The organism is Streptomyces sp. NRRL F-5123, from assembly GCF_000721495.1.
Taxonomy (GTDB): Bacteria; Actinomycetota; Actinomycetes; order Streptomycetales; family Streptomycetaceae; genus Actinacidiphila.
Genome location: NZ_JOHY01000016.1, coordinates 64,307 through 86,810, shown reverse-complemented (window position 1 = coordinate 86,810; position 22,504 = coordinate 64,307). Strand labels below are relative to the sequence as shown.

At 74.2% G+C, this 22,504-nt stretch carries 18 protein-coding genes; 14 read left to right on the top strand and 4 right to left on the bottom strand.

The features are described from left to right. The first annotated feature begins 4 nt into the window (after positions 1–4). The 5 genes from IH54_RS0117040 (at position 5) to IH54_RS0117020 (ending at position 4,415) form a co-directional block, all read left to right on the top strand. On the top strand, positions 5–277 hold the full coding sequence (locus IH54_RS0117040; RefSeq protein ID WP_031517613.1) for a phosphoribosyl-ATP diphosphatase: 273 nt from the start codon (positions 5–7) through the stop codon (positions 275–277). Positions 278–417: 140 nt separating this feature from the next. Beyond that, a complete protein-coding gene (gene hisG / locus IH54_RS0117035; RefSeq protein WP_031517611.1) occupies positions 418–1,266 on the top strand; it encodes an ATP phosphoribosyltransferase in 849 nt (282 codons plus the stop codon). Continuing rightward, complete coding sequence (locus IH54_RS0117030) at positions 1,263–1,784, top strand: PH domain-containing protein (RefSeq protein WP_078862283.1); 522 nt, start codon at positions 1,263–1,265, stop codon at positions 1,782–1,784. The genes hisG and IH54_RS0117030 overlap by 4 nt, the downstream gene beginning before the upstream one ends. Before the next feature lie 229 nt (positions 1,785–2,013). Further along, entirely contained in the window at positions 2,014–3,357 is a 1,344-nt protein-coding gene (locus IH54_RS0117025; RefSeq protein ID WP_031517609.1) for a hemolysin family protein, read from the top strand. Between the two features lie 8 nt (positions 3,358–3,365). Next, a complete protein-coding gene (locus IH54_RS0117020) occupies positions 3,366–4,415 on the top strand; it encodes a hemolysin family protein (RefSeq protein ID WP_420711771.1) in 1,050 nt (349 codons plus the stop codon). An 18-nt stretch (positions 4,416–4,433) separates the two neighbouring features. On the opposite strand, the gene IH54_RS0117015 is transcribed toward IH54_RS0117020, so the two are convergent. Continuing rightward, positions 4,434–6,347, bottom strand: a complete 1,914-nt coding sequence (locus tag IH54_RS0117015) for an AAA family ATPase (protein WP_031517604.1) — start codon at positions 6,345–6,347, stop codon at positions 4,434–4,436. An 833-nt stretch (positions 6,348–7,180) separates the two neighbouring features. After that, on the bottom strand, positions 7,181–7,789 hold the full coding sequence (locus IH54_RS0117010; RefSeq protein ID WP_031517602.1) for a uridine kinase family protein: 609 nt from the start codon (positions 7,787–7,789) through the stop codon (positions 7,181–7,183). A gap of 103 nt (positions 7,790–7,892) precedes the next feature. Here IH54_RS0117010 and IH54_RS0117005 point away from each other — a divergent pair, with 103 nt between their 5' ends. From IH54_RS0117005 to IH54_RS0116980, 6 genes are all read left to right on the top strand, one after another. Next, a complete protein-coding gene (locus IH54_RS0117005; RefSeq protein WP_031517600.1) occupies positions 7,893–9,026 on the top strand; it encodes a M24 family metallopeptidase in 1,134 nt (377 codons plus the stop codon). A gap of 187 nt (positions 9,027–9,213) precedes the next feature. Beyond that, positions 9,214–10,620 (top strand): peptidase C39 family protein, encoded by a 1,407-nt coding sequence (locus IH54_RS0117000; protein WP_031517598.1) that lies wholly within the window; start codon positions 9,214–9,216, stop codon positions 10,618–10,620. Positions 10,621–10,826: 206 nt separating this feature from the next. Beyond that, positions 10,827–12,074: a carbohydrate-binding protein gene (locus IH54_RS0116995; protein ID WP_031517596.1), complete on the top strand. Its 1,248-nt coding sequence runs from the start codon at positions 10,827–10,829 to the stop codon at positions 12,072–12,074. A 303-nt stretch (positions 12,075–12,377) separates the two neighbouring features. Beyond that, the gene (locus tag IH54_RS0116990; protein ID WP_031517594.1) at positions 12,378–13,193 is read left to right on the top strand and encodes an SAM-dependent methyltransferase; all 816 of its coding nucleotides are present in this window, start codon (positions 12,378–12,380) and stop codon (positions 13,191–13,193) included. A gap of 2 nt (positions 13,194–13,195) precedes the next feature. Further along, positions 13,196–15,412 carry a putative bifunctional diguanylate cyclase/phosphodiesterase gene (locus IH54_RS0116985; protein WP_031517592.1) on the top strand — a complete coding sequence of 739 codons (2,217 nt, stop codon included), beginning with the start codon at positions 13,196–13,198 and terminating at the stop codon, positions 15,410–15,412. A gap of 95 nt (positions 15,413–15,507) precedes the next feature. Further along, positions 15,508–16,764: an SLC13 family permease gene (locus tag IH54_RS0116980; RefSeq protein ID WP_031517589.1), complete on the top strand. Its 1,257-nt coding sequence runs from the start codon at positions 15,508–15,510 to the stop codon at positions 16,762–16,764. Between the two features lie 12 nt (positions 16,765–16,776). On the opposite strand, the gene IH54_RS47720 is transcribed toward IH54_RS0116980, so the two are convergent. Beyond that, positions 16,777–18,450 carry a serine/threonine-protein kinase gene (locus IH54_RS47720; RefSeq protein ID WP_052397543.1) on the bottom strand — a complete coding sequence of 558 codons (1,674 nt, stop codon included), beginning with the start codon at positions 18,448–18,450 and terminating at the stop codon, positions 16,777–16,779. A gap of 258 nt (positions 18,451–18,708) precedes the next feature. Between IH54_RS47720 and IH54_RS0116970 the strand changes: the two genes are divergently transcribed. Continuing rightward, positions 18,709–19,884 carry an acyl-CoA dehydrogenase family protein gene (locus IH54_RS0116970; protein WP_031517586.1) on the top strand — a complete coding sequence of 392 codons (1,176 nt, stop codon included), beginning with the start codon at positions 18,709–18,711 and terminating at the stop codon, positions 19,882–19,884. Positions 19,885–19,959: 75 nt separating this feature from the next. Here IH54_RS0116970 and IH54_RS0116965 read toward each other — a convergent pair whose 3' ends face one another. Further along, a complete protein-coding gene (locus IH54_RS0116965) occupies positions 19,960–20,454 on the bottom strand; it encodes a hypothetical protein (protein WP_078862280.1) in 495 nt (164 codons plus the stop codon). Positions 20,455–20,743: 289 nt separating this feature from the next. Between IH54_RS0116965 and IH54_RS0116960 the strand changes: the two genes are divergently transcribed. Together IH54_RS0116960 and IH54_RS0116955 are read left to right on the top strand one after the other, a co-directional pair. Next, positions 20,744–21,985, top strand: coding sequence for an FAD-binding protein (locus tag IH54_RS0116960; protein ID WP_031517582.1), 1,242 nt, complete (start codon positions 20,744–20,746; stop codon positions 21,983–21,985). Between the two features lie 35 nt (positions 21,986–22,020). Then, positions 22,021–22,461, top strand: coding sequence for an Lrp/AsnC family transcriptional regulator (locus IH54_RS0116955; protein ID WP_031517581.1), 441 nt, complete (start codon positions 22,021–22,023; stop codon positions 22,459–22,461). Positions 22,462–22,504: the final 43 nt, after the last annotated feature.

Genomic DNA, 22,504 nt, shown 5'->3' with positions numbered 1-22,504 from the left:
CACCATGGCCAACAAGACATTCGAGCAGCTCTTCACCGAGCTGCAGCACAAGGCCGCCACGGCCGACCCCAGCACGTCCCGCACCGCCGAGCTGGTCGGCAAGGGCGTGCACGCGATCGGCAAGAAGGTGGTCGAGGAGGCCGCCGAGGTGTGGATGGCAGCGGAGTACGAGGGCGCCGCCGCCACGGCCGAGGAGATCTCCCAACTGCTCTACCACGTCCAGGTGATGATGGTCGCCCGCGGCATCTCGCTGGACGACGTGTACGCGCATCTGTGAGCGGTGCGGCCCGCGCCACCCCCGCGGGCCGCACGCGCGGCGCGCCGCGCCCGCGTCACCGCACGTACCCCCCTGCCCCGCCCTGCTCCACTCCTGCTCCACCCCCCTGAGACCGCTCCCGAGCGAAGGAACCCCACCCCATGCTGCGCATCGCCGTCCCCAACAAGGGCTCGCTGTCCGGACCCGCGGCGGCCATGCTCCATGAGGCCGGCTACCGGCAGCGCAAGGAGTCCAAGGAGCTGGTGCTGTTCGACAGCGCCAACGACGTGGAGTTCTTCTACCTGCGCCCGCGCGACATCGCCATCTACGTCGCCTCCGGCCGGCTCGACATCGGCATCACGGGCCGCGACCTGCTGCTCGACTCAGGCGCCAGCGCCGAGGAGATCCTGCAGCTCGGCTTCGCCCGCTCCACCTTCCGCTACGCCGCCCGCCCCGGCACCGCGGCCGGCGTCGCCGACCTCGGCGGCATGACGGTCGCGACGTCCTACGAGGGCGTCGTCGAGAAGCACCTCGCCGACAACGGCGTGGCCGCCACCGTCGTCCACCTGGACGGCGCCGTGGAGACCGCGATCCAGCTCGGCGTCGCCCAGGTCATCGCGGACGTCGTGGAGACCGGCACCTCGCTGCGCAACGCCGGCCTGGAGACCTTCGGCGAGCCGATCATGGCCTCCGAGGCGGTCGTCATCCGCCCGGTCGGCGTGCCCGCCGGCGACCCCAAGGTGCAGAAGTTCCTGCGCCGCCTGCAGGGCGTCCTGGTCGCCCGGCGCTACGTGATGATGGACTACGACATTCGCGCCGAGCACGTCGACCAGGCCGTGGCCCTCACCCCGGGCCTGGAGTCGCCGACCGTCTCCCCGCTGCACCACGAGGGCTGGGTCGCGGTGCGGGCCATGGTCCCCACCGACGACGCCCAGCGGATCATGGACGAGCTGTACGACCTCGGTGCCCGCGCGATCCTGACCACCGGCATCCACGCCGCCCGGCTGTGACCGCCCCCGACGGGGGCGCGGACCGGGGGCAGGCCCGCGCCCCCGCCGGCGCCGTCGCGCTGCTGCCGGTCACCTTCCGGCCGCTGCTCACCCGTGTGGTGCTCCTCACGGTCGGCGTACTGCTGCTCGCCACGCTCAGCACCCTGGCGGTGCTCATGCCGTCCGAGGGCGCCTCGCCGTGGACCACCGGCGACCGGGTCGGCATCGCCGTCCTCGGGGTCCTCGCGCTGGGCGTGCTCGCGCTCCTCAGCCGCCCCAGGGCGGTCGCCGACCACGGCGGCCTCACCGTCGTCAACGTGATCGTCCGGCGGCGGCTGGCCTGGGCCGAGATCCTCGGCGTACGGCTGCGCCCGGGCGACGCCTGGGTGCATCTGGACCTCGCCGACGGCACCACGCTCGCCGTCATGGGCATCCAGCCCGGTATCGCCCGCCGCCAGGCCCTCGTCGACGCCCGGCTGCTGCGTGAGCTGGTCACCGCGCTGGGCGAGGCACCCGGCGACGGGCGTGACGCGAGGTGACCCGGTGCCCGGTGTCCGCCCGGCCTGCGGTGAAGCCGTCGTGAAGGCACCGCCCGCCGTCCTTCGCGGTCGGCGGGCCGTTGACTACTCTGGAGCAGGGCCGTGCGTCACGCGCGCGGCCCGCCGACCTGCCATCCCGACCGAGGAGTGACACCCACACCCCGATGGACGCACCGTCCGGTAGTACCAGCGCCGCCCCTCCGCCACGAAAACCCGGAGCGGCGGCCTCATGAGCACGTCACTGCTGCTGCTCGCAGCGGCCTTCGTCCTGATCATCGCCAACGGTTTCTTCGTCGCCGCCGAATTCGGCCTGGTGACCGTGGAGCGCCCCGCCGCCGAACGCGCCGCGGCCGAGGGCGACCGGCGCGCGGCCGGCGTCGTCGCGGCGCTGCGCAAGCTGTCCTTCCAACTGTCCGGCACCCAGCTCGGCATCACCATCACCTCGCTGGTCGTCGGCATGCTCGCCGAACCCGCCCTCGCCGATCTGCTCACCGGCCCGATCCGGGCCGCCGGCATACCGCACGGCGCCGCCCCCGGCATCGCCGTCGTGGCCGGCATGATGGCCGCCTCCGCGGTGCAGATGGTGATCGGCGAGCTGGTCCCCAAGAACTGGGCGGTCTCCCGGCCGCTCGCCGTCGCCCGCATGGTCGCCGGACCGCAGCGGGCCTTCTCCCGCGCCTTCCGGCCCGTCATCGAGCTGCTCAACGGCGCCGCCAACCGCCTGGTGCGGATGCTCGGCGTGGAGCCCGCCGACGAGCTGGGCTCCGCCCGCACCCCCACCGAACTGGTCTCGCTGGCCCGGCACTCCGCGCGGGCCGGCGCGCTCGAACAGGACACCGCCGACCTGTTCGTCCGCACCCTCTCGCTCGGCGACCTCATCGCCGAGAACGTCATGACCCCCCGGGTGCGGGTGAGCGCCCTGGAGGACACCGCGACCGCCGCGGACGTGCTCAACCTCACCCGTGCCACCGGCCTGTCCCGCTTCCCCGTCTACCGCGACCGGCTCGACGACATCGTCGGCATGGTGCACCTCAAGGACGCCCTCGCGGTGCCCGCCGAGCTGCGCGACCGCACCGCCGTCAGCCGCATCGCGGTCGTCCCGCTGCTTGTGCCCGAGACACTCGCCGCGCAGCCGCTGCTGGAACTGCTGCGCAGCCAGCAGCCCATCGCGGTGGTCGTCGACGAGTACGGCGGCACTGCCGGGGTCGTCACCCTGGAGGACATCGTCGAGGAGCTGGTCGGCGAGGTCCGCGACGAGCACGACGCCGTCGACCTGCCCGAACTGGCGCAGGCCCCGCCGGAGGACGGCCGCCCCGCGTGGGACGCCGACGGCGGCTGCCGGGTCGACACGCTGGCCAGGATCGGCCTGGAGGCGCCCGAGGGCCCGTACGAGACCGTCGCCGGGCTGGTCGCCGACCTGCTCGGGCGGATCCCCGCGGTGGGCGACACCGCGGACCTGCCCGGCTGGCGGCTGCGCGTCGCCGAGGTCGGCCACCACCGCGCCGAGCGGGTCCGCATCCTGCGCACCGCGCCCGCGCCGGACGCGGCGGAAGAGGCGGGTGAGGGCCGGTGAACGCGCTGATGCTGTTCTTCGCACTGCTGCTGGTGCTCGCCAACGGCTTCTTCGTCGGCGCCGAGTTCGCCCTGGTCTCGGTCCGCCGCAGCCAGATCGAACCGCTCGCCGCGACCCACCGCGGGGCCCGTACCGTGCTGTACGGGCTGGAGAACCTGCCGCAGATGATGGCCGCCGCGCAGTTCGGCGTCACCGTCTGCTCGCTGACCCTCGGCGCGGTCGCCGAGCCGACCGTCGCCCATCTGCTGGAGCCGGTCTTCTCCGCCGCCCGCATGCCCGAGGACCTGGTCCACCCGGTCGGCTACGTGCTCGCGCTGGCCTTCGTGGTCTTCCTGCACCTGGTCATCGGCGAGCTGGTGCCGAAGAACCTGGCGATGGCGGACCCGGAGAAGACCGCGCTGTGGCTCAGCCCCGGGCTCGTCGGCTTCGCCCGGGTCTTCTCGCCGGTCATCGTGGTGCTCGGGGCCGGCGCGCGGCTCATCCTGCGCGCCTTCCGCGTCGAGCCCAAGGACGAGGTCGAGTCCGTCTTCACCAGCGCCGAGCTGACGGTGCTGGTCGAGGACGCCCGGCGGGCCGGGCTGCTGGACTCCGACGAGCAGGAGCGGCTGGAGGACGCCCTGGAGCTGGGCAGCCGCCCGGTCACCGAGGTGCTGCTCACCCCCGACGAGCTGATCACCCTGGCCCCCACGGCAACCGCCCGGGAGGTCGAGGAGCTGACCGTGCGGACCGGCTACTCGCGCTTCCCGGTCGCCGCCGAGTCCGGTACGGGCTACCTCGGCTACCTGCACGTCAAGGACGTCCTGGACCTGGAGGACCAGGACCGCCCGGTGCCGCGCCGGCTGTGGCGGCCCATCACCACGCTGCGGGCCGACCTGCCGCTGGACGACGCGCTCACCTCGATGCGGCGGGCCGCCTCGCACCTCGCGGCCGTCGCGGAGCCGGACGGGCGGGTGCTGGGCCTCGTGGCGCTGGAGGACGTGCTGGAGATGCTGGTGGGCGAGGTGCGGGACCCCTCGCACCCGGCGCACCGCCCGATGCCGGGCCAGCTCGTCCGCTGACCCCGCCGTCCGGCCCCGCTACTCGGCGGGGTCGGACGGCGGCGGCGGGACGCCGGGGCCGCGGCCCGACAGCACCTCGCCGTACGCCTGCATCAGGTCCGGCAGCCGCAGCGTCGCCAGCTCGTCGCGGGTCGGCGTCGCCGGGTACTCCGACAGCCGCAGGTCGCGGTACGCGCAGCTCTTCTCGTACAGGGTGCGCAGCAGCCGGCCGTTGCCCAGCTCGTCGATCCAGCCCTGCTCCACGACGTGGCCGCTGATCGCGCGCAGCTCGTCGATCGCCTCGTCGTCCCAGTGGTCCCCGTTCTCGGCGGCCAGCACCTCGCCGATCCGGGTCAGCTCGCCCGGGCGGTAGCTCGGGAAGTCCACCCGGGTGGTGAAGCGCGACCCGAGGCCGGGGTTGGCGGCGAGCAGCCGGTCCATGCCCTCGGGATAGCCCGCGAGGATCACCACCAGCCGGTCGCGGTTGTCCTCGGCGCGCTTGAGCAGCACCTGGAGCGCCTCGTCGCCGTACGCGTCGCCCTTGCTGTAGCCGGAGTTGGACAGCGCGTACGCCTCGTCGACGAACAGCACGCCGCCCAGCGCCGAGTCGATCAGCTCATTGGCCTTGACCGCGGTCTGGCCCAGGAACTCGCCGACCAGATCGGACCGCTGGGCCTCCACCAGGTGGTCGCCGCCGAGCAGGCCCAGCGCGTAGAACACCCGGCCCAGTATCCGGGCCACCGTGGTCTTGCCCGTCCCCGAGGGGCCGGAGAAGACGAAGTGCCGTTTCGGGGGCTGCACCGGCAGCCCCTGCCCGGCCCGCAGCCGGGCCATCCGCAACTGCGCCGACAGCGCCCGCACCTGGCGCTTGACCGGCTCCAGGCCCACCATCCGGTCCAGCTCCGCGAGCGCCTGGGCCAGCAGCGCCGGGTCCGAGCCGCCGAGCGGCAGCGGGACCTGCGCGCCCCCCGCCAGCGGGGCGGCGCCGCGGTCGCGCGGGTCCTCCTCCAGCGGGCCCGGCGGGGCGAGCAGCACGTCGTCCACCTCGGCCGGCTCCGGGCCGGCGGGCGGGCGGCCCTCGCCCGGGTCCGCGTACAGCCCGGCCTCCAGGTCCGTGCCGCCCTCCGGCACCGCCTGCCCGCCGGCCAGCGACACCGCGGTGGCCAGGCCCGCGCTCTCGTCGAGGCCGTCGTCCGTCTCGTGTATCGCGGCCAGCCGCGCGGCGGTGTCCATGAACGCCGGGTCCACCCGGTGCACCGCCCGGTAGAGCGGTACGGCCGCGGCGGTACGGCCGGTGCCCTCGTACGCCCGGGCCAGCCAGTAGCGCAGCTCCTTGCGCTGCGGCTGCTCGCTGCGGCACCGCATCAGGGCCGCGGACAGCAGCGGTTCCGCCTGCCCGCACATCTCCAGGCGCACCCGCGCCATCCCGCCGAACAGGCCCGCCTCGATACCCAGCAGCTGGTCGCCCAGCAGCGGTTCCGTGTGCCGGACCAGATGCTCCCAGTCCTTGACCAGATACGCCCGGCAGGCGTGCAGGAAGCGCACCTGGGGGTCGGTGTCGACCGGCGGGCAGTCCGCGAGCGCGCGGTCCAGCTCGGCGACGTGCCGACCGTCCAGCCAGTGGCTCGCGTGCGCGAGCAGCAGGTCGCGGCTGGTCTCCAGCACAGGCTGCACCCACCAGCCGAGCCAGTACCAGGAGTTCAGCGTACGGCGGTGCGCGGCGCGCTGCTCGCCGAAGCGGTCGCGGTGCCGGTACATCTGGAGCAGGGCGGTCGCGGTGTCCGCGCGCAGCGCGTGCAGGCCGAGCCAGGCGTCGGCCATCCCCGGGTCCAGCCGGACGGCGGTCCTGAACTCCTCCTCGGCCTGGGCGTAGGCGCCCACCGTGTACGCGTCGATGCCGCGCAGCCAGGCGAGATCGGCAGGGCCGCCCGCGCGGTCGGTGCCGAAGTCCATGTGGTCCCCACCCTCGTTGCCCCGCGCCCCTCGCCGACGGCTCCCGCCGCCAACCGGTAGGCGACGGGCGGAAGTTGAAGCATGTGGTGGCTCCCCAGGACACCACCGCGACCTTTCCGCATCGTACCCGCGAAGCGGGCGGGGCCGTAGTGTGCGTGTCCCCTGCGGGGTTGCTCCCGGGTGGCTGCGCCTTGCGCTGGGGCTTCCCGCTTCCCCCGGCGGGGGGCACGCGCTCCCCGGGCGGGGGCGCGGGCCGGTGGCGCTCCGGGGGCGTGGTGGGGTGCGCTGTGCGACCTTGCGGTGGGTGGGGGGTTCCTCGCGCAGTTCCTCGCGCCCCTTGGCTTGCCCGGCGGGCGCTTTCCCTCCGGTGGGTGGGGTCGGGGGCCGCCACGGGGCACCTCCTCGGAATGCGCGTTCGCCCTCGTACCGAGTTGGTGAACTACTCCCAGCGCATTCCTGCGGGGGCACCCCGCACCGTCCCCCTCCGGGCCGGTTCGGCGGCTGCCTGCCGGTGGGGGTCTCGTTTTTGGGGCACGGGTGCGTGGGAGAGCACCCGTTTTCAGGGGCGCGGGGAACTGCGCGCTCAGCCCCCACCGGCGGAAAGGCGAACTGCCACCCCACGTGGCAATCACCTAGGAGCGCGTGGGGGAGAACGGAGCGACCAGCCGCGACGGCGGGACGCTCGCGGACGTCACCGCACGGGGCAGCCCGTGGCGCACAAGGAAGGGCAGACGGAGCCCCCGGTCACGGGGGAACAACCGGGGGCTCCGTGCTACGGAAAGCGGCCTTCCGGGACCGCTTGGTTGAAAACGTAATTGCTCGCCGTCAAGCGGTCAAGCCGTCATCGCAGGTCCCCGCGCCGGGCCGGGGACGGCGCGGTAGCCGTCCCCCGTCTGACGGACCAGCAGGTCCGCGTACGGCCGCGTCGGGTCCGACGCGAAATGCGCGTCCTCCGCGGCGGACCACCCGGTCCAGAAGGGGGCGAGCGCGGGACCGTCCCGCCGCATCCCGCGCCCCCGCGCGGTCCCGCGGCCGACCTCCAGCCACAGCGTGAGCGCGAGGTGCGGGCGCAGGGCGCGGCGCCCGGCCCCGACGCCCTCGACGAGCACCACCGGCGCGGCCGGCACGTCGCGCCAGGACGCGAACCGCCGGGCCGTCCAGTCGTAGACCTCGTGCCGCGCGGCAAGCCCCGCGGCGAAGGGCCCGGCGATCTGCGCCCCGAAGCGCTCCTCCCAGCCGAACGGCTCCTCGTGCGTGGCGAGGTCGTCCGTGTGCACGACGGGCACCCCGCCCAGCTCGGCGGCGAGCCGCCCCGCCAGCGTGGTCTTGCCCGAGCCCGCGTGCCCGTCGACGGCGACCAGCCGGACCGGGCCGCAGGACGGCGCCAGCACGTCCAGCGCCGCGGCCAGCTCGCGCAGTGACAGGCCCTGTTCGTCGTCCATGCCCCAGGACCCTACGCACCCCGGCGGCACGCCGTGCCGGGCGGCGCGCGGCGTGCCGGAAATACCGGCGCCCGGAGCGGGACGGGCGTTTACCGTGGGCGGCGTGACCGTTACCGAGCAGAATGCCGACGCGCTCCACCCCGCCGAGCGCCTCACCCTCGCCAGGAAGGCCGCGGGCGACGCGGGCCTCGACGCGCTGCTGGTCTCGCCGGGTGCGGACCTGCGGTATCTGACCGGCTACCAGGCACTGCCGCTGGAGCGGCTGACGTGCCTGGTGGTGCCGGCCGAGGCAGACCCCTTCCTGGTGGTGCCGGCGCTGGAGCGCCCCGCCGCGGCGGCCTCGCCGGCCGGCGGCCTCGGCCTGGACATCACCGGCTTCGCCGAGACCGACGACGCGTACGCGATGATCGCCCGCCGGCTGCCCGCGGGCGTGAGCCGCTTCGCGGTCGACAACCACATGTGGGCGGAGAAGCTGCTGGCCTTCCAGGCGGCGCTGCCGGACGCCCAGGCGTGCCTGGCCGGCGACGTGCTGACGGAGCTGCGGGTGCGCAAGAGCCCCGCCGAGGTCGCCGCGCTGCGCCGTGCGGGAGCGGCGATCGACCGGGTGCACCGCAGGGTGGGGGAGTGGCTGCGCCCCGGCCGCACCGAGCGCGAGGTCGCCCGCGACATCGCCGACGCCATCATCGAGGCGGGCCACGTGACCGTGGACTTCGTCATCGTCGGCTCTGGCCCGAACAGCGCGAGCCCGCACCACGAGGTGTCGGACCGCGTCATCCGCGCCGGCGACCCGGTCGTGGTCGACATCGGCGGCACCACCGCGGAGGGCTACTGCTCCGACTCCACCCGCACCTACGCCGTCGGCGAGCCCCCGGCGGGCTTCCGCGAGCTGTACGCGGTGCTGCTGCGCGCGCAGACCACGCAGACCGAGGCGGTACGGCCCGGCGTCACCGCCGAGCAGCTGGACGCGGTGGGCCGCGACATCATCACCGCCGCCGGCTACGGCGAGCACTTCATCCACCGCACCGGGCACGGCATCGGCATGGAGTCGCACGAGGAGCCGTACATCGTGGCGGGCAGCAGCCGGGCGCTGGCGCCCGGCATGGCCTTCTCGATCGAGCCCGGCATCTATCTGCCCGACACCTACGGCGCGCGCATCGAGGACATCGCGGTGTGCACCGACGAGGGCGGCGAGCGGCTGAATCTGACCGGGCGCGACCTGGTGGTGCTGCCCGGCTGAGCGGCGGCCGGGCGCCACTGGAACAGACCAATGACGGTGCCGCCACGCGGCCGGAAAGCCTGGTGGAAGGGCGGGTCGTGCTGCCATGGTGGTGCGACCTGCCCGCCGGCGGCGCGCAGGGGTGCCCACGCCTGCCCGGGCACGCCCAGGAACGAGCAACGCCGAGGGAAACGAAGGGGATTCAGCCATGACCCGTAACGCGCCCCGCCGTACCGTCATCACCGCGGCGCTGGCCGCCGCGGCGGCCGCAGCCACCACTGCCGTCGCGCGGCCCGCGACGGCGGCGCCCGGCGCGGCGGCCGCGCCCGGCGCCGCGCAGCACGGGCACGGCGGCGCAGCCGTGCCCGACGACGCACCGGTCGACTACCACGGCTGGACGAGCTTCCCCGACTGGCTGTCCGGCACGCACTCCGGCACCCGCCCGGTGCCCGGCGCGCGGCCCGGCCTGGAGATCGGCCGGGCCACCGGCTCGCTGGACTACACCGACCCGCACACCGGCACCACCGCGACCTGGGAGTCCGCGTCGTGGACCTCGCCGGTGCGCGACGTCCCGCACCCGGCGAGCGAGCTGATCGCGTCCTGGAACGCGCACACCCCGGCGGGCACCTGGCTCCAGGTCGAGCTGCTGGGCACGTACACCGACGGCACGGCCACCCCGGCGTACGTCATGGGCCGCTGGACCGCGGGCGACGGGCCCGAGGACATCCGGCGCACCTCCGTCGACGATCAGACGGACGGCAGGAGCAGCATCTGGACCGACACCTTCTCCATCGACGACGCCGCCGCCGGCCCGCTGCTCGCGTCCTACCGGCTGCGCCTCACGCTCTTCCGCAAGCCCGGCAGCGAGCTGACCCCCAGGGTGTGGCGGCTCGGCGCGATGGCGTCGAACATCCCGGACCGCTTCACCGTGCCGGCCTCGGTGCCCGGGGCGGGCGCGGGCGTGGAGCTGGCGGTGCCCGCGTACTCGCAGAACATCCACAAGGGGCAGTACCCGGAGTACGACAACGGCGGCGAGGCGTGGTGCAGCCCGACGTCGTCGACGATGGTCATCGAGTACTGGGGCCGCGGCCCCACAGCGGAGCAGATGGCGTGGGTCGACCCGTCGTACGCCGACCCGCAGGTCGACCAGGGCGCCCGCTACACGTACGACTACCAGTACGAGGGGTGCGGCAACTGGCCCTTCAACGCGGCCTACGCGGCGACCTACCCGGACATGCAGGGGGTCATCACCCGGCTGCACTCCCTCAACGACGTGGAGACGCTCGTCGCCGCCGGCATCCCGGTGATAACGTCCCAGTCCTTCCTGGCCTCCGAGCTCGACGGCGCCGGCTACGGCACGTCCGGCCACCTGATGGCCCTGGTCGGCTTCACCGCGGAGGGCGACGTCGTCGCCAACGACCCCGCGAGCGACAGCGACGCGGTGGTCCGCAACGTCTACAAGCGGGCCCAGTTCGAGACGATCTGGCTCCGCACCAAGCGCATCAACGCCTCGGGCGGCACCAGCGGCGGCACCGGCGGCGTCTGCTACCTCTACTTCCCCGCCAAGCCCACCCCCCGCCAGCGCCGCGCCCTCGCCTCCGTCGGCGTCGTCTGACCCCCGGGGGCGGACACCCACCGTCCGCCCCCCGTCCCCCGTCCCCGGTGTCCCCAACTCCCGGCGCCGGGCGCCCACGTGCCGCTTCCGCCCCAAATTGGTCTCGACCAATTTGTGGGTTGCTCTAAAGGTCTGGACCAACTCATTGACGGGTTCGTGTCAGCGCTGGATTCTGCTGGCACGTTCCCCCACAGGAGGTTCCAGACGTGAAGCGTCTCCAAGCACTGGGTTCGGGCGTGGCCGCCGCCGCGCTCGCCGTGGCCGGGCTGGGTGCCGCAGCCACTGTCGGCGCCGGGCAGGCCAGCGGCGCCACCGCGGCGTCCACCGCCCTGGGCAGCCAGTGGTACGCCGCCGCCCCGTATCTGATGCCGACCGACAACAATCCGCCGGACGCGACCGCGATCATGGACGCCACCGGCCTGAAAGCCTTCCAGCTCGCCTTCATCCTGGCCCCCAACGGCGGCGGCTGTACGCCGACCTGGAGCGGTACGAGCGCGGTCTCGTCCGACACCGCGGTCGGCGGCGTCATCTCCGCGATCCGCGCCAAGGGCGGCGACGTCTCCGTCTCGATCGGCGGCTACGGCGGCACCAAGCTCGGCCAGGCCTGCTCCGACGCGGCCTCGACCGCCGCCGCCTACCAGCAGGTCATCAACAAGTACCAGCTCAAGGCGATGGACTTCGACCTGGAGGAGCCGGAGTACGAGAACACCGCCGCCGTCGCGCACGAGATCGGCGCGGCCAAGATCCTCCAGCAGAACAACCCCGGCCTCTACATCTCGGTGACCACCGCGGGCACCGCGGCCGGCACCGGCTGGTTCGGCCAGCAGATGCTCAACGAGGCCAAGTCGCAGGGCTTCACGCCCAACAACTTCTCCATCATGCCCTTCGACGGCGGCTTCAACGGCGCCGCCGCCCAGACCGCGGCGCTCACCGCCTTCAACGGCCTGCTGAAGACCACCTTCGGCTGGGACACTGCGACGGCGTACGCCCACGAGGGCTTCTCCGGCATGAACGGCCGCAGCGACGCGGGCGAGTACTTCTACCAGGCGGACTTCCAGACGGTGCTGGACTACGCGACCAGTCACGGCATGGCCCGCTTCACCTTCTGGTCCCTGAACCGGGACCGGCAGTGCACCCCGCCGGACAACCAGACCACCTCGGGCACGTGCAGCAGCGTGCCGCAGAGCGACTGGGAGTTCGCGAAGTTCTCGGTGAAGTTCGCCGGCGCCACCCCGCCCACCAACCCGCCGACGACGCCGCCGACCACCCCGCCGACCTCGCCCGGCGGTGGCGGCACCTGCACCGCCGCCCAGTGGAGCGCCTCCGCGGTCTACACGGGCGGCAACGAGGTGGCGCACAACGGCCACCTGTGGAAGGCCAAGTGGTGGACGACCAACGAGGAGCCCGGCACCACCGGCCAGTGGGGCGTGTGGCAGGACGAGGGCGCCTGCTGACCGGAGCGTGACCACACCCGGCCCGGAAAGATTGGCCGGAAATCGATGACGGGCCCACGGCGTGCAGCGCCGCGGGCCCGTCATCCGGACAGGGTCGGCACGCTTCCTCTGCGCGAATTCGCCGTGGCGCGTTTTCGCAGCTGCACATGCCGGTGGTTGTTGACCGAAAACGGACGTAGCGTCTCCGGTTGGCTGTTTCGCTCCGAACACACGATCAGTAGCCTCACAGGGACAAGCGGCCTCCCGTCCGCGGCAGTTGCTCCGGACGCGTCCACCCGGCCCCTCGACCTGGAGACTCCCACCGTGACTGAGCGACCCTCCTGGGCACCCCCCGGCATCGACATCAACGTGCCCAGCGTGTCGCGGGTGTACGACTACTTCCTCGGCGGGTCGCACAACTTCGAGGTGGACCGGGAAGCGGCCAGGAAGGCCATCGAGGCCATGCCGGGCATCCCCAGGCTCGGGCAGGCCAACCGGGCGATGATGCGCCGCGCGGTGCGCTACGCGGTCGGCCGGGGCATCACGCAGTTCCTCGACATCGGCTCGGGCATCCCGACCTTCGGCAACGTCCACGAGGTCGTGCACGCCCTGAACCCCGAGGCGAACGTCGTCTACGTCGACAACGACCCGGTCGCCGTCGAGCACAGCAAGGCGGTGCTCGACGGCAACAAGCACGCCGCGATCGCCGCCGCCGACCTGCGCGACCCGCGCGGCGTCCTGGACCACCCCGAGGTCCGGCGGCTGCTGGACCTCGACCGGCCGGTCGCGCTGCTGCTCGTCGCGGTGCTGCACTTCCTGTCCGAGGAGGAGGACGACGCGTACGGCGTGGTCGCCACCCTGCGCGACGCGCTCGCGCCCGGCAGCGTGCTGGTCGTCACCCACGGCACCCAGCAGACCGAGCTGAACGAGGACCAGGACGAGGCCGTGAAGGTCTACCGGCGCACCAGGACCCCGCTGATCCTGCGCTCGCCGGACGAGGTGGAACGCTTCTTCACCGGGTTCGAGCTGCTGGAGCCCGGCGTCGTCACCCTCCCGTACTGGCGCCCCGACGCCCCGCCGGGGGACGACATCGACCCCGCCGTGCTGGCCGGGTTGGCCGGTGTGGGGCTGAAGGCGTGACGCTGCGACCGGTCCTCGCCGGGTACGGACCGGGCCCGGCGACGGCGGTGGACGACGACAGCCTGGCGCGGTTCGCGGCGATCTGGAGCAGGGCCATCTACCCGGTGACGGCCACCTCGATGACCAAGGCGGAGTTCGAGGCGCATCTCCGGCCGCTGGCCGCCGTGCTGCGCGACGCCCTGCACGCCGAGCGCTTCGAGCCGCGCGCGGCGGTGTCGGTCGGCACCGGCCTGGTCGCCGCGCACTGCACCGACCCCGAGGCGCTGCCCAGCATCCTCGGCGTCATCGACGCCTACCTGGTCCTCTACTGCGGGCCCGGCGCCGAACTCGGACTGCCCGCCGACGAATGCCGGGCGCGCTGCTCGCGGCTCCAGCACGCCGTGGCCGTCGGCTTCGCCCACGCGCTGCGCGAACGCACCCTGCGCGAGCAGGAGTCCATCTCGCGCGCCGCCCTCAACGCCAAGAGCGAGGCGGAGAGCGCGCTCGCCGCGAGCGAGGCCCGCTTCCGGGCCGTCTTCGAGACCGCCGCCGTCGGCATCGGCATCGCCGACCTCGACGGCACCATCCTGGAGCTCAACGCGGCGCTGGTCCGGATGTTCGGCAGCGAGACCTTCATCCGGCAGCGCAGGACCGGCGACTGGCTGCACCCGGAGCACCCGGAGCACTGCGGGCACCCGGAGAACTCCGGCGACACCGAGAGCGTCAACCGCGAGTTGGTGCGCGGCGAGCGCGACCACTACCAGATCGAGAAGGCCTACCCGCGCGCCGACGGCTCGGTGCTGTGGGCCGACGTCCAGGTGTCGCTGCTGCGCGACGGCGCCGGGCAGCCGCGCTACCAGCTCGCGCTGCTCGACGACGTGACCGAGCGCCGCCGGCTGCTGGACCGGCTGCGCCACCAGGCCACCCACGACGCGCTCACCGGTCTGCCCAACCGGGCGCTGTTCTTCGAACGCCTCGACCAGGCCCTCGAAGAGCCCGCCGGCGCCGAGGCCCGCGGCGGCCGTGACATCGGAGTGTGCTACCTGGACCTCGACGGCTTCAAGGCCGTCAACGACAGCCTCGGCCACGCCGTCGGCGACCGGCTGCTGCTCGCCGTCGCCGACCGGCTGCGGGAGTGCGTCACCTCGCCGGACCAGCTCGTCGCCCGTATCGGCGGCGACGAGTTCGTGGCGCTCTACGCCGACCCGCCCGACCGGCGCGCCGTCACCGACCTGGCCGCGCGCATCCTGGGCGCGCTGTCCACCCCGGTGCTGCTGGACGACCGCCAGCTCCCGGTGCACGGCAGCGTCGGCATCGTGCACGGCCCGGTCGGCGGACGCGGCCCGGCCGACATCCTGCGCAGCGCCGACATCACGATGTACCGCGCGAAGGAGCGCGGCGGCAACCGCTACGAGGTCGCCGACGCGGACGCCGACGCCCGCGCCATCACCCGGCACGGCCTGACCAACCAGCTGCCCAGCGCGCTGCGGCACCACGAGTTCTTCGTGGAGTACCAGCCGCTCATCGCCCTGGAGGACAACACCGTGCTCGGCGCCGAGGCGCTCGTGCGGTGGAGCCATCCGGTGCACGGGGTCCTCGGCCCCGACCAGTTCATCCCGCTCGCCGAGAGCACCGGGCAGATCGTGCCGCTCGGCCGCTGGGTGCTGGAGCAGGCCGTCCGGCAGGCCCAGGAGTGGCGGCAGGACACACACTGCCCCGGGCCGCCGCCGCGGATCAACGTCAACCTCTCGCCCGTGCAGCTCGGTCACCGCGGCCTCGTCGCCGACGTCGCCGCGGTCCTCGACGAGAGCGGCCTGGAGCCGAGCGCGCTGTGCCTCGAAGTCACCGAGAGCGCCCTGATCGGCGCCGACAAGGACGCCCTCGAACCGCTGCGGCGGATCGCCGACCTCGGGGTCGCCATAGCGCTGGACGACTTCGGCACGGGCTACTCCAACCTCGCCTCGCTGCGCTGGCTCCCGGTCAGCGTGCTGAAGCTCGACCGCGCCTTCACCCTGGGGATGCGGCGCAGGCCCGCCGACCCGACGGAATGCAAGATCGTCGAGTGCATCGTCAGCCTCGCCCACGCCCTCGACCTCACCGTCACCGTCGAGGGGGTCGAGACCCGCGTCCAGGCCGACCACCTGCGCGCGCTCGGCTGCGACACCGCGCAGGGCTGGTACTACGGCAAGGCGGGACCCGCCGACCGGCTGCACAAGCTCACCCTCGCCGACACCGGCTGACACACCTGCCCGCACCACCGACGGCGCTGATCGGGCAGCGCCCGCCGCTGTGATGAAATCCCCTGGTACGCCGTCATCCGGACCGGGGAGTTCCACTGAGCACCGCAGCCGCAGAGACGCTGTCCGTGGCCGCGCTGCTGCTCGTCCTGGGCTTCGCCGTGCTGCGCCCGCACCGCTGGCCGGAGGCCGCCGTCGCGGTGCCCGCCGCCGCGCTGCTGACCGCCGTCGGGGCGGTGCCGCCGTCGGCCGCCTGGCACCAGATCCGCGAGCTGGCGCCCGTCGTCGGCTTCCTCGCCGCGGTGCTCGTGCTCGCCGAGCTGTGCGCCGACGACGGGCTCTTCACCGCCGCGGGCGACGCCATCTCGCAGGCCTGCCACGGGCGCCCGCAGCGGCTGCTCGCCGGGGTCTTCGCCGTCGCCGCGGTGGTGACCGCGGTGCTCAGCCTTGACGCCACGGTCGTGCTGCTCACCCCGGTCGTCATCGCGACGGCCGCGCGCGCCGGGGCCCGCGCCCGCCCGCACGTCTACGCGTGCGCGCACCTGGCCAACTCCGCCTCGCTGCTGCTGCCGGTGTCCAACCTGACCAACCTGCTGGCCTTCACCGCCGCGGGCATCACCTTCACCCGCTTCGCACTCCTCATGGCGGTGCCCTGGCTGCTGGCCATCGGCATCGAGTACGTCGTCTTCCGCCGCTTCTTCGCCGCCGACCTGGCCGTCGTCGAGCACCCGCCGGAGCGGGGCGAGCCGCCCGCCGTGCCCGTCTTCACCCTCGTGGTGCTCGGCCTGACGCTGGCCGGCTTCGCCCTCACCTCGCTCGCCGGGATCAACCCCGCCTGGGCCGCGCTGGCCGGCGCGCTGGTGCTGGGGGTGCGCGCCCTGCACCGCCGGCGGGCCACCGTGCCCGGTCTGGTCAAGGCGGCCGGGCCGCTGTTCTGCCTGTTCGTGCTCGCGCTCGGCGTCGTCGTCGAGGCGGTGGTGCGCAACGGCCTGTCCGACGCGGCCGACGCGGTGCTCCCGAACGGCGACAGCCTGCCCGCGCTGCTCGGGGTGGCCGCCTGCGCCGCCGTGCTGGCCAACCTGATCAACAACCTGCCGGCCACTCTCGCGCTGCTGCCGCTCGCCCAGTCCGGCGGCACGGGGCAGGTCCTCGCCGTGCTCATCGGCGTCAACCTCGGCCCCAACCTCAGCTACGCAGGGTCGCTGGCGACCCTGCTGTGGCGCCGCGTCCTGCACACCCACGGCGCCGACGCGAAGCTCGGCACCTTCACCCGGCTGGGGGCACTCACCGTGCCGCCCACGCTGGTCGCCGCGACCGCCGCGCTGTGGGCGGGCCTGCGGCTCACCGGCACCTGACCGGCAGCCGGCTCAATCCTTCTTCCGCAGGGTCGTCGGCGATCCGGGGGCCGTCGAGCCGGGCGCCAGCTGCAGATGCGTGGCGTCGGTCATGGAGAGGGTGTAGACGCGGCCGTCGGCGCAGTGCAGGTCCGAATCCGGGTCGGTGGGCACGCTGGTGACCGCCTGGAAGGTGATCATGTCGCCCTGCACCCCGGTGAGCCGGAGGTCCTCGGTGCAGCCGTTGTCCACGCCGGAGTCCGGCACAGGGATGTTGCTGACCTGCCGGCCCACGGTGCTGCCCCGCTTGCCGCCCCGCAGGGTGAGCGTGACCTTGACGGTGCTGCTGCCCTGCGAGTAGCTCCCCGGACCCTCGCCGTACCAGGTGCCGACCCAGGCCGTGGGCAGCTCGTTCGCCGCGGCGACCGGCGTGGACGGCCCGGACGACGAGGTGCCCGCGCCCTTGCCGCCCGTGTCGCCGCCGGAGCCGCCGTCGCCGCCCGATCCGGAGCCGCCCGCGTACTGGCTCAGCACCACGGCCAGGACCGCCGCCACCGCGACCACACCGCCGGCCGCCGCGAGCACGGGGCCGGAAAGACGCCGCCGCGCGGGCACGACGGGGGAGGAGGGGAAGCTGCCGTAGGGATGCTGCGGACCCGTCAGCTGCGGGCCCGTCAGCTGCGGGCCCGCCACCGGCGGATGCGCCACCGGCTGCGGGTGCGGCGGGGTGTGCGGGGCCGGGCGGGGCGGGTAGGCCGTGGTGGCCGGGCCGTACGGCGAGGGGCCGAGGTCCGCGGCGGGCGCCGCGCCCAGCGCCGCCCGGGTCTGCGCCTCCCTGGCCGCCAGGTCCGCCGCCAGCTCCGGCACGGCCGCGGGCCAGTCGCCGGTGGCACCGCCGCCGGGGAGCAGTTCGGCTGCTCCCCGGGCGTCGGGGCGGTCCGCCGGGCTCTTGGCCAGGCACGCGCGGACCATCGGCAGCAGCTCGGCGGGCACCCCGCCCAGGTCCGCGTCCTCGTGCACCACCCGGTAGAGCAGCGCCGGGGCGGAGACCTCCTCTCCGGGGTGCTGGAAGGGCCCGTGGCCGGTGGCCGCGTACACCAGCACCGATGCCAGCGCGAACAGGTCGCCGGGCTCGGCGGCCGAGCCCGCCGTGGCCTGCTCGGGCGCCATGTAGCCGGGGGAGCCGATCATCCCGCCGGTGCTGGTGTGCCGGGTGTCGTCCGCGGCCCGGGCGATCCCGAAGTCGATCAGCAGCGGCCGCCGCCCGGCCAGCAGCACGTTGGACGGCTTGACGTCGCGGTGGGCGAGGCCCGCCTCGTGGACGGTCCGCAGCGCCCCGCACAGCTCGGCGGCCAGCGCGACCACGCCCGTCGCGGGCAGCGGGCCGTGGGCGGCGACTCGGTCGGCGAGCGACGGCGCCGGTACGTACTCGGTCGCCAGCCACTGCGGGCCGCTGCCGGGCGGGCTGAAGTCGACCACCGCGACCGTCCACGGCGAGCGCACCCGGTCGGCGTTGCGGATCTCCTGGGCGAAACGGGCGCCGAAGCCGGAATCGAGCGCGAACTCCGGCCGCACGGTCTTGAGCGCGAGCGCCCTGCCCGCCGGGGTCCGCGCCAGGAACACCTGCCCCATCCCGCCCGCCCCGAGCCGCGCGAACAAGGGATAACCGCCGATCGACCGCGGGTCGCCGGCTTCCAGCCTCTCCATGCGCCGAGCGTACGACGGCGCGCCCGGCACGGCCCCGCCGTTCCGGAAAACCGCTGATCTTCGGCCGTTCCCGCCCTCCCGCGCGGCACACCGGTGACGTGCGCCGCCCCATCCGGCATACTCCGACGCGCCGGTCTCGTTGATCAGTCCGTGCCGTGATCCGGTACGGGAGGGCGACAGCCGGGTATGCCCATCGGACGGAACCGCCCACCCACGGCGGCCCGCCACGTAGCCCCCGACAGGGAGGAGCGCGCCGCCATGCAGAAACACGGTCCGCAGCCGGTGTCCCGCCAACTGCCCACCGAGGAGGCGCGCGACCTGCTCGCGCTCACCCGGGAAATGGCCCAGCGTGAGATCGCCCCCGCCGCCGCGGCGGAGGAGGAGGCGGGCCGCTTCCCGCGCGAGGTCTTCACCCTGATCGGCGAAGCCGGACTGCTCGGTCTGCCCTACCCGGAGGAGTACGGCGGCGGGGGCCAGCCCTACGAGGTCTACCTCCAGGTCCTGGAGGAGCTCGCGGCCGCGCGGCTCACGGTCGGTATGGGCGTCAGCGTCCACACCCTGTCCTGCCACGCCCTCGCCCACTACGGCACCAAGGACCAGCGCGCCGAGCACCTGCCGGCGATGCTCGGCGGCGGCCTGCTGGGCGCCTACTGCCTGTCCGAGCCCACCTCCGGCTCCGACGCCGCGGCCCTGCGCACCCGGGCGGTCCGGGACGGCGACGACTGGGTCCTCGACGGCACCAAGGCCTGGATCACGCACGGCGGCGTCGCCGACTTCTACACCGTGCTGGCCCGCAGCGGCGGCGAGGGCGCGCACGGCATCTCGGCGTACCTCGTCCCCGGCGACGCGCCGGGCCTGGCCGCGGCCCCGCCCGAGCGGAAGATGGGCCTGAAGGGTTCGCCGACCGCGCAGCTGCACCTCGACGGGGTGCGCGTCCCGGACGCCCGCCGCCTCGGCGAGCCCGGCCAGGGCTTCGCCGTCGCGCTCGCCGCCCTGGACTCCGGGCGGCTCGGCATCGCCGCGTGCGCCGTCGGGCTCGCGCAGGCCGCGCTGGACGCCGCGCTCGGCTACGTCCTGGAACGGCGGCAGTTCGACCGGCCGGTCGCCGACTTCCAGGGCCTGCGCTTCATGCTCGCCGACATGGCGACCGGCATCGAGGCCGGCCGCGCGCTCTACCTGGCCGCCGCGCGGCTGCGGGACGCCGGAGAGCCCTTCTCCGCGCAGGCCGCGATGGCCAAGCTCTTCTGCACCGACACCGCGATGCGGGTCACCACCGACGCCGTCCAGCTGCTCGGCGGATACGGCTACACCGCCGACTTCCCGCTGGAGCGCTACCTGCGGGAGGCGAAGGTGCTGCAGATCCTGGAGGGCACCAACCAGATCCAGCGGATGGTCGTCGCCCGCCACCTGGCAGGACCGGAATCCCGCCGCTGAGCCGCGCGGCCGGAACGGGAGACAGGGAGCGGCGGGGCCGGCGTCGGAAGGCGCCGGCCTGGCAGCCGGGCGGTCCTAGGCCGCCAGCCCCTGGGCGGGCAGGTGGACGGGGCGGGTCTCGGGGCCGCCGACGTGCGAGAAGGGCTGGGTGCGCCAGTCCAGACCGGCGGGCAGGGTGAGCAGCACGGCCAGGTCCGGCCGGCTGTCCCCGGTGCCGTCGCCGGCCACGGGGCCGGCCTCGGCGACCGCGCGGCCGGAGCCGTCGCAGACCGTCAGGCCGAAGGGATTCCACGGTGTCGGGCACAGCGCGTGCTGCGGAAGGCGGTCCTCGTCCGCGAGGACGGAGATGGGCCGCCCGCAGCCGGGGCAGGACAGCCGGACGACGTAGGCGGTGTCCTCGTCGAGGACGTCCTCGGCGCCGGCTTCCGACTCGGCCGCGAAGATGTCCATCAGGTCATCGGACGCATCGGCGTCCGGCAGGCCGGCGGCCGTGGTCAGGCCGCGTTCGTGGCCCTCCTCGAACGCGGGAGCGGTCCGGTCGCTGCGACTTCGGCGCACATGTTGACGCATGGTGCGTATCCCCCCTCGGGTGAGTACCCCTCCAACGGGTCGGCCGGGCGTCACGCCTCTGGCCATAGCGAGCACTTCCCGCCGCGCTACGCGGGTAACCGCGTCATAGCGGACGGACCGGTCCACCCGGTGTGTGCTTCGTCACATTCGCGGGGTTGGCCGGTTCATGCGCCCCCGCTGTGCGCCCGCGCACCCCCGTGAGCCCCCGCGCGGCGCCTTGCCAACCGTCCGGATACAGTGCCAACAGGCGAGGCCAGGACGGGTCCCGCGGGATCGGAAGCGTGACGTGATGCGAACCAACTGGGCGGGGAACCTGACCTTCTCGGCGGCCGAAGTACGACGCCCGGCCACCGTGGCGGAGCTGCGGTCCGCCGTCGCCGGCAGCCGCCGGGCCAAGGCGCTCGGCAGCGGCCACTCCTTCAGCGACATCGCCGACACCGACGGCACCCTCATCGACACCTCGGCGCTGCCGCCCGAGATCGACATCGACACCGCCGCCCGCACCGTGCGGGTCGCCGCCGGCGTGCGCTACGCCGACCTCGCCGCGCACCTGCACGCCCACGGCTGGGCGCTGCCCAACATGGCCTCGCTGCCGCACATCTCCGTCGCCGGCTCGGTCGCCACCGGCACCCACGGCTCCGGCGACGGCAACGGCTCGCTCGCCACCGCGGTCTCCGGGCTCGACCTCGTCACGTCCGACGGCGCCATCCACACCATGAGCCGCGCCGCCGACCCCGACACCTTCGACGGCGCCGTGGTCGCGCTCGGCGCGCTCGGCGTGGTCACCCACCTCACCCTCGACCTGCGGCCCGACTTCGCCGTACGCCAGCAGGTCCGCACCGGCCTCGACCTCGCCGACGCCGTCGAGCACTTCGACGCGATCACCTCGGCCGCGTACAGCGTCAGCCTCTTCACCGACTGGCGCGGCTCCCGCTTCACCCAGGTCTGGCTCAAGCAGCTCGCCGACGCCCCCGCCGCCGACTTCCCCTGGGCCGAGCCCGCCGGGACCAAGCTGCACCCGGTGCCCGGCGTCGACCCGGTGCACTGCACCGAGCAGTTCGACGTGCCGGGGCCCTGGCACGAGCGGCTGCCGCACTTCCGGCCCGGCTTCACGCCCAGCAACGGCGAGGAGATCCAGTCCGAGTACCTCGTGCCGCGCTCCCGGGCGACCGCCGCGCTCGGCGCGCTCGACGCGATGCGCGACACCATCGCGCCCGTGCTGCAGATCTGCGAGATCCGCACGATCGCGGCCGACCGGCTGTGGCTCAGCCCCGCGTACGGTCGCGACACCGTGGGCCTGCACTTCACCTGGGTCAAGGACGCCGCCGCCGTCCTGCGGGTGCTCGGCCCGCTGGAGGCCGCGCTCGCCCCCTACTCGGCCCGGCCGCACTGGGGCAAGCTCTTCACCACCGGCCCCGCCGAGGTCCGCGCCCGCTACCCGCGGATGGACGACTTCGCCGCGCTCGTCGCCGCGACCGACCCCGCGGGCACCTTCTCCAACGCCTTCCTCGACCGTATGCTCCGCGGATGACCGAAATCCCCGGCGGAACGGTAAGGTCGTCGGCTGTGGAAGAGCTGGACCGGCAGATCGTGGAACTGCTCATGGCCGACGGGCGCATGAGCTACACCGACCTCGGCAAGGCGACCGGTCTGTCCACGTCGGCGGTCCACCAGCGGGTCCGGCGGCTGGAGCAGCGCGGCGTGATCCGCGGGTACGCCGCGATCGTCGACGCGGAGGCCGTCGGGCTGCCGCTCACCGCCTTCATCTCCGTCAAGCCGTTCGACCACAGCGCGCCGGACGACATCCCCGAACGCCTCGCCGACGTCGCGGAGATCGAGGCGTGCCACTCCGTGGCGGGTGACGAGAACTACATACTCAAGGTGCGGGTGGGCACACCGAGCGAGCTGGAGCATCTGCTGGCCCGTGTCCGCACCCTCGCGGGTGTCTCGACCCGCACGACGGTCGTGCTCTCCACTCCGTACGAGTCCCGCCCTCCCCGTATGTAGCTCCGCGGGGCGCACCCCGCGGCCCGGGCAGCGGGGTGGACGG

Bases quoted from the DNA above. Each gene is read 5' to 3' on its own strand.
- IH54_RS0117015 (WP_031517604.1), bottom strand. From the start codon at position 6,347: ATGGACTTCGGCACCGACCGCGCGGGCGGCCCTGCCGATCTCGCCTGG.
- IH54_RS0117025 (WP_031517609.1), top strand. From the start codon at position 2,014: ATGAGCACGTCACTGCTGCTGCTCGCAGCGGCCTTCGTCCTGATCATC.
- IH54_RS0116960 (WP_031517582.1), top strand. From the start codon at position 20,744: ATGCGAACCAACTGGGCGGGGAACCTGACCTTCTCGGCGGCCGAAGTA.
- IH54_RS0117000 (WP_031517598.1), top strand. From the start codon at position 9,214: ATGACCCGTAACGCGCCCCGCCGTACCGTCATCACCGCGGCGCTGGCC.
- hisG (WP_031517611.1), top strand. From the start codon at position 418: ATGCTGCGCATCGCCGTCCCCAACAAGGGCTCGCTGTCCGGACCCGCG.
- IH54_RS0117020 (WP_420711771.1), top strand. From the start codon at position 3,366: ATGCTGTTCTTCGCACTGCTGCTGGTGCTCGCCAACGGCTTCTTCGTC.
- IH54_RS0117040 (WP_031517613.1), top strand. From the start codon at position 5: ATGGCCAACAAGACATTCGAGCAGCTCTTCACCGAGCTGCAGCACAAG.
- IH54_RS47720 (WP_052397543.1), bottom strand. From the start codon at position 18,450: ATGGAGAGGCTGGAAGCCGGCGACCCGCGGTCGATCGGCGGTTATCCC.
- IH54_RS0117010 (WP_031517602.1), bottom strand. From the start codon at position 7,789: ATGGACGACGAACAGGGCCTGTCACTGCGCGAGCTGGCCGCGGCGCTG.
- IH54_RS0116970 (WP_031517586.1), top strand. From the start codon at position 18,709: ATGCAGAAACACGGTCCGCAGCCGGTGTCCCGCCAACTGCCCACCGAG.
- IH54_RS0116965 (WP_078862280.1), bottom strand. From the start codon at position 20,454: ATGCGTCAACATGTGCGCCGAAGTCGCAGCGACCGGACCGCTCCCGCG.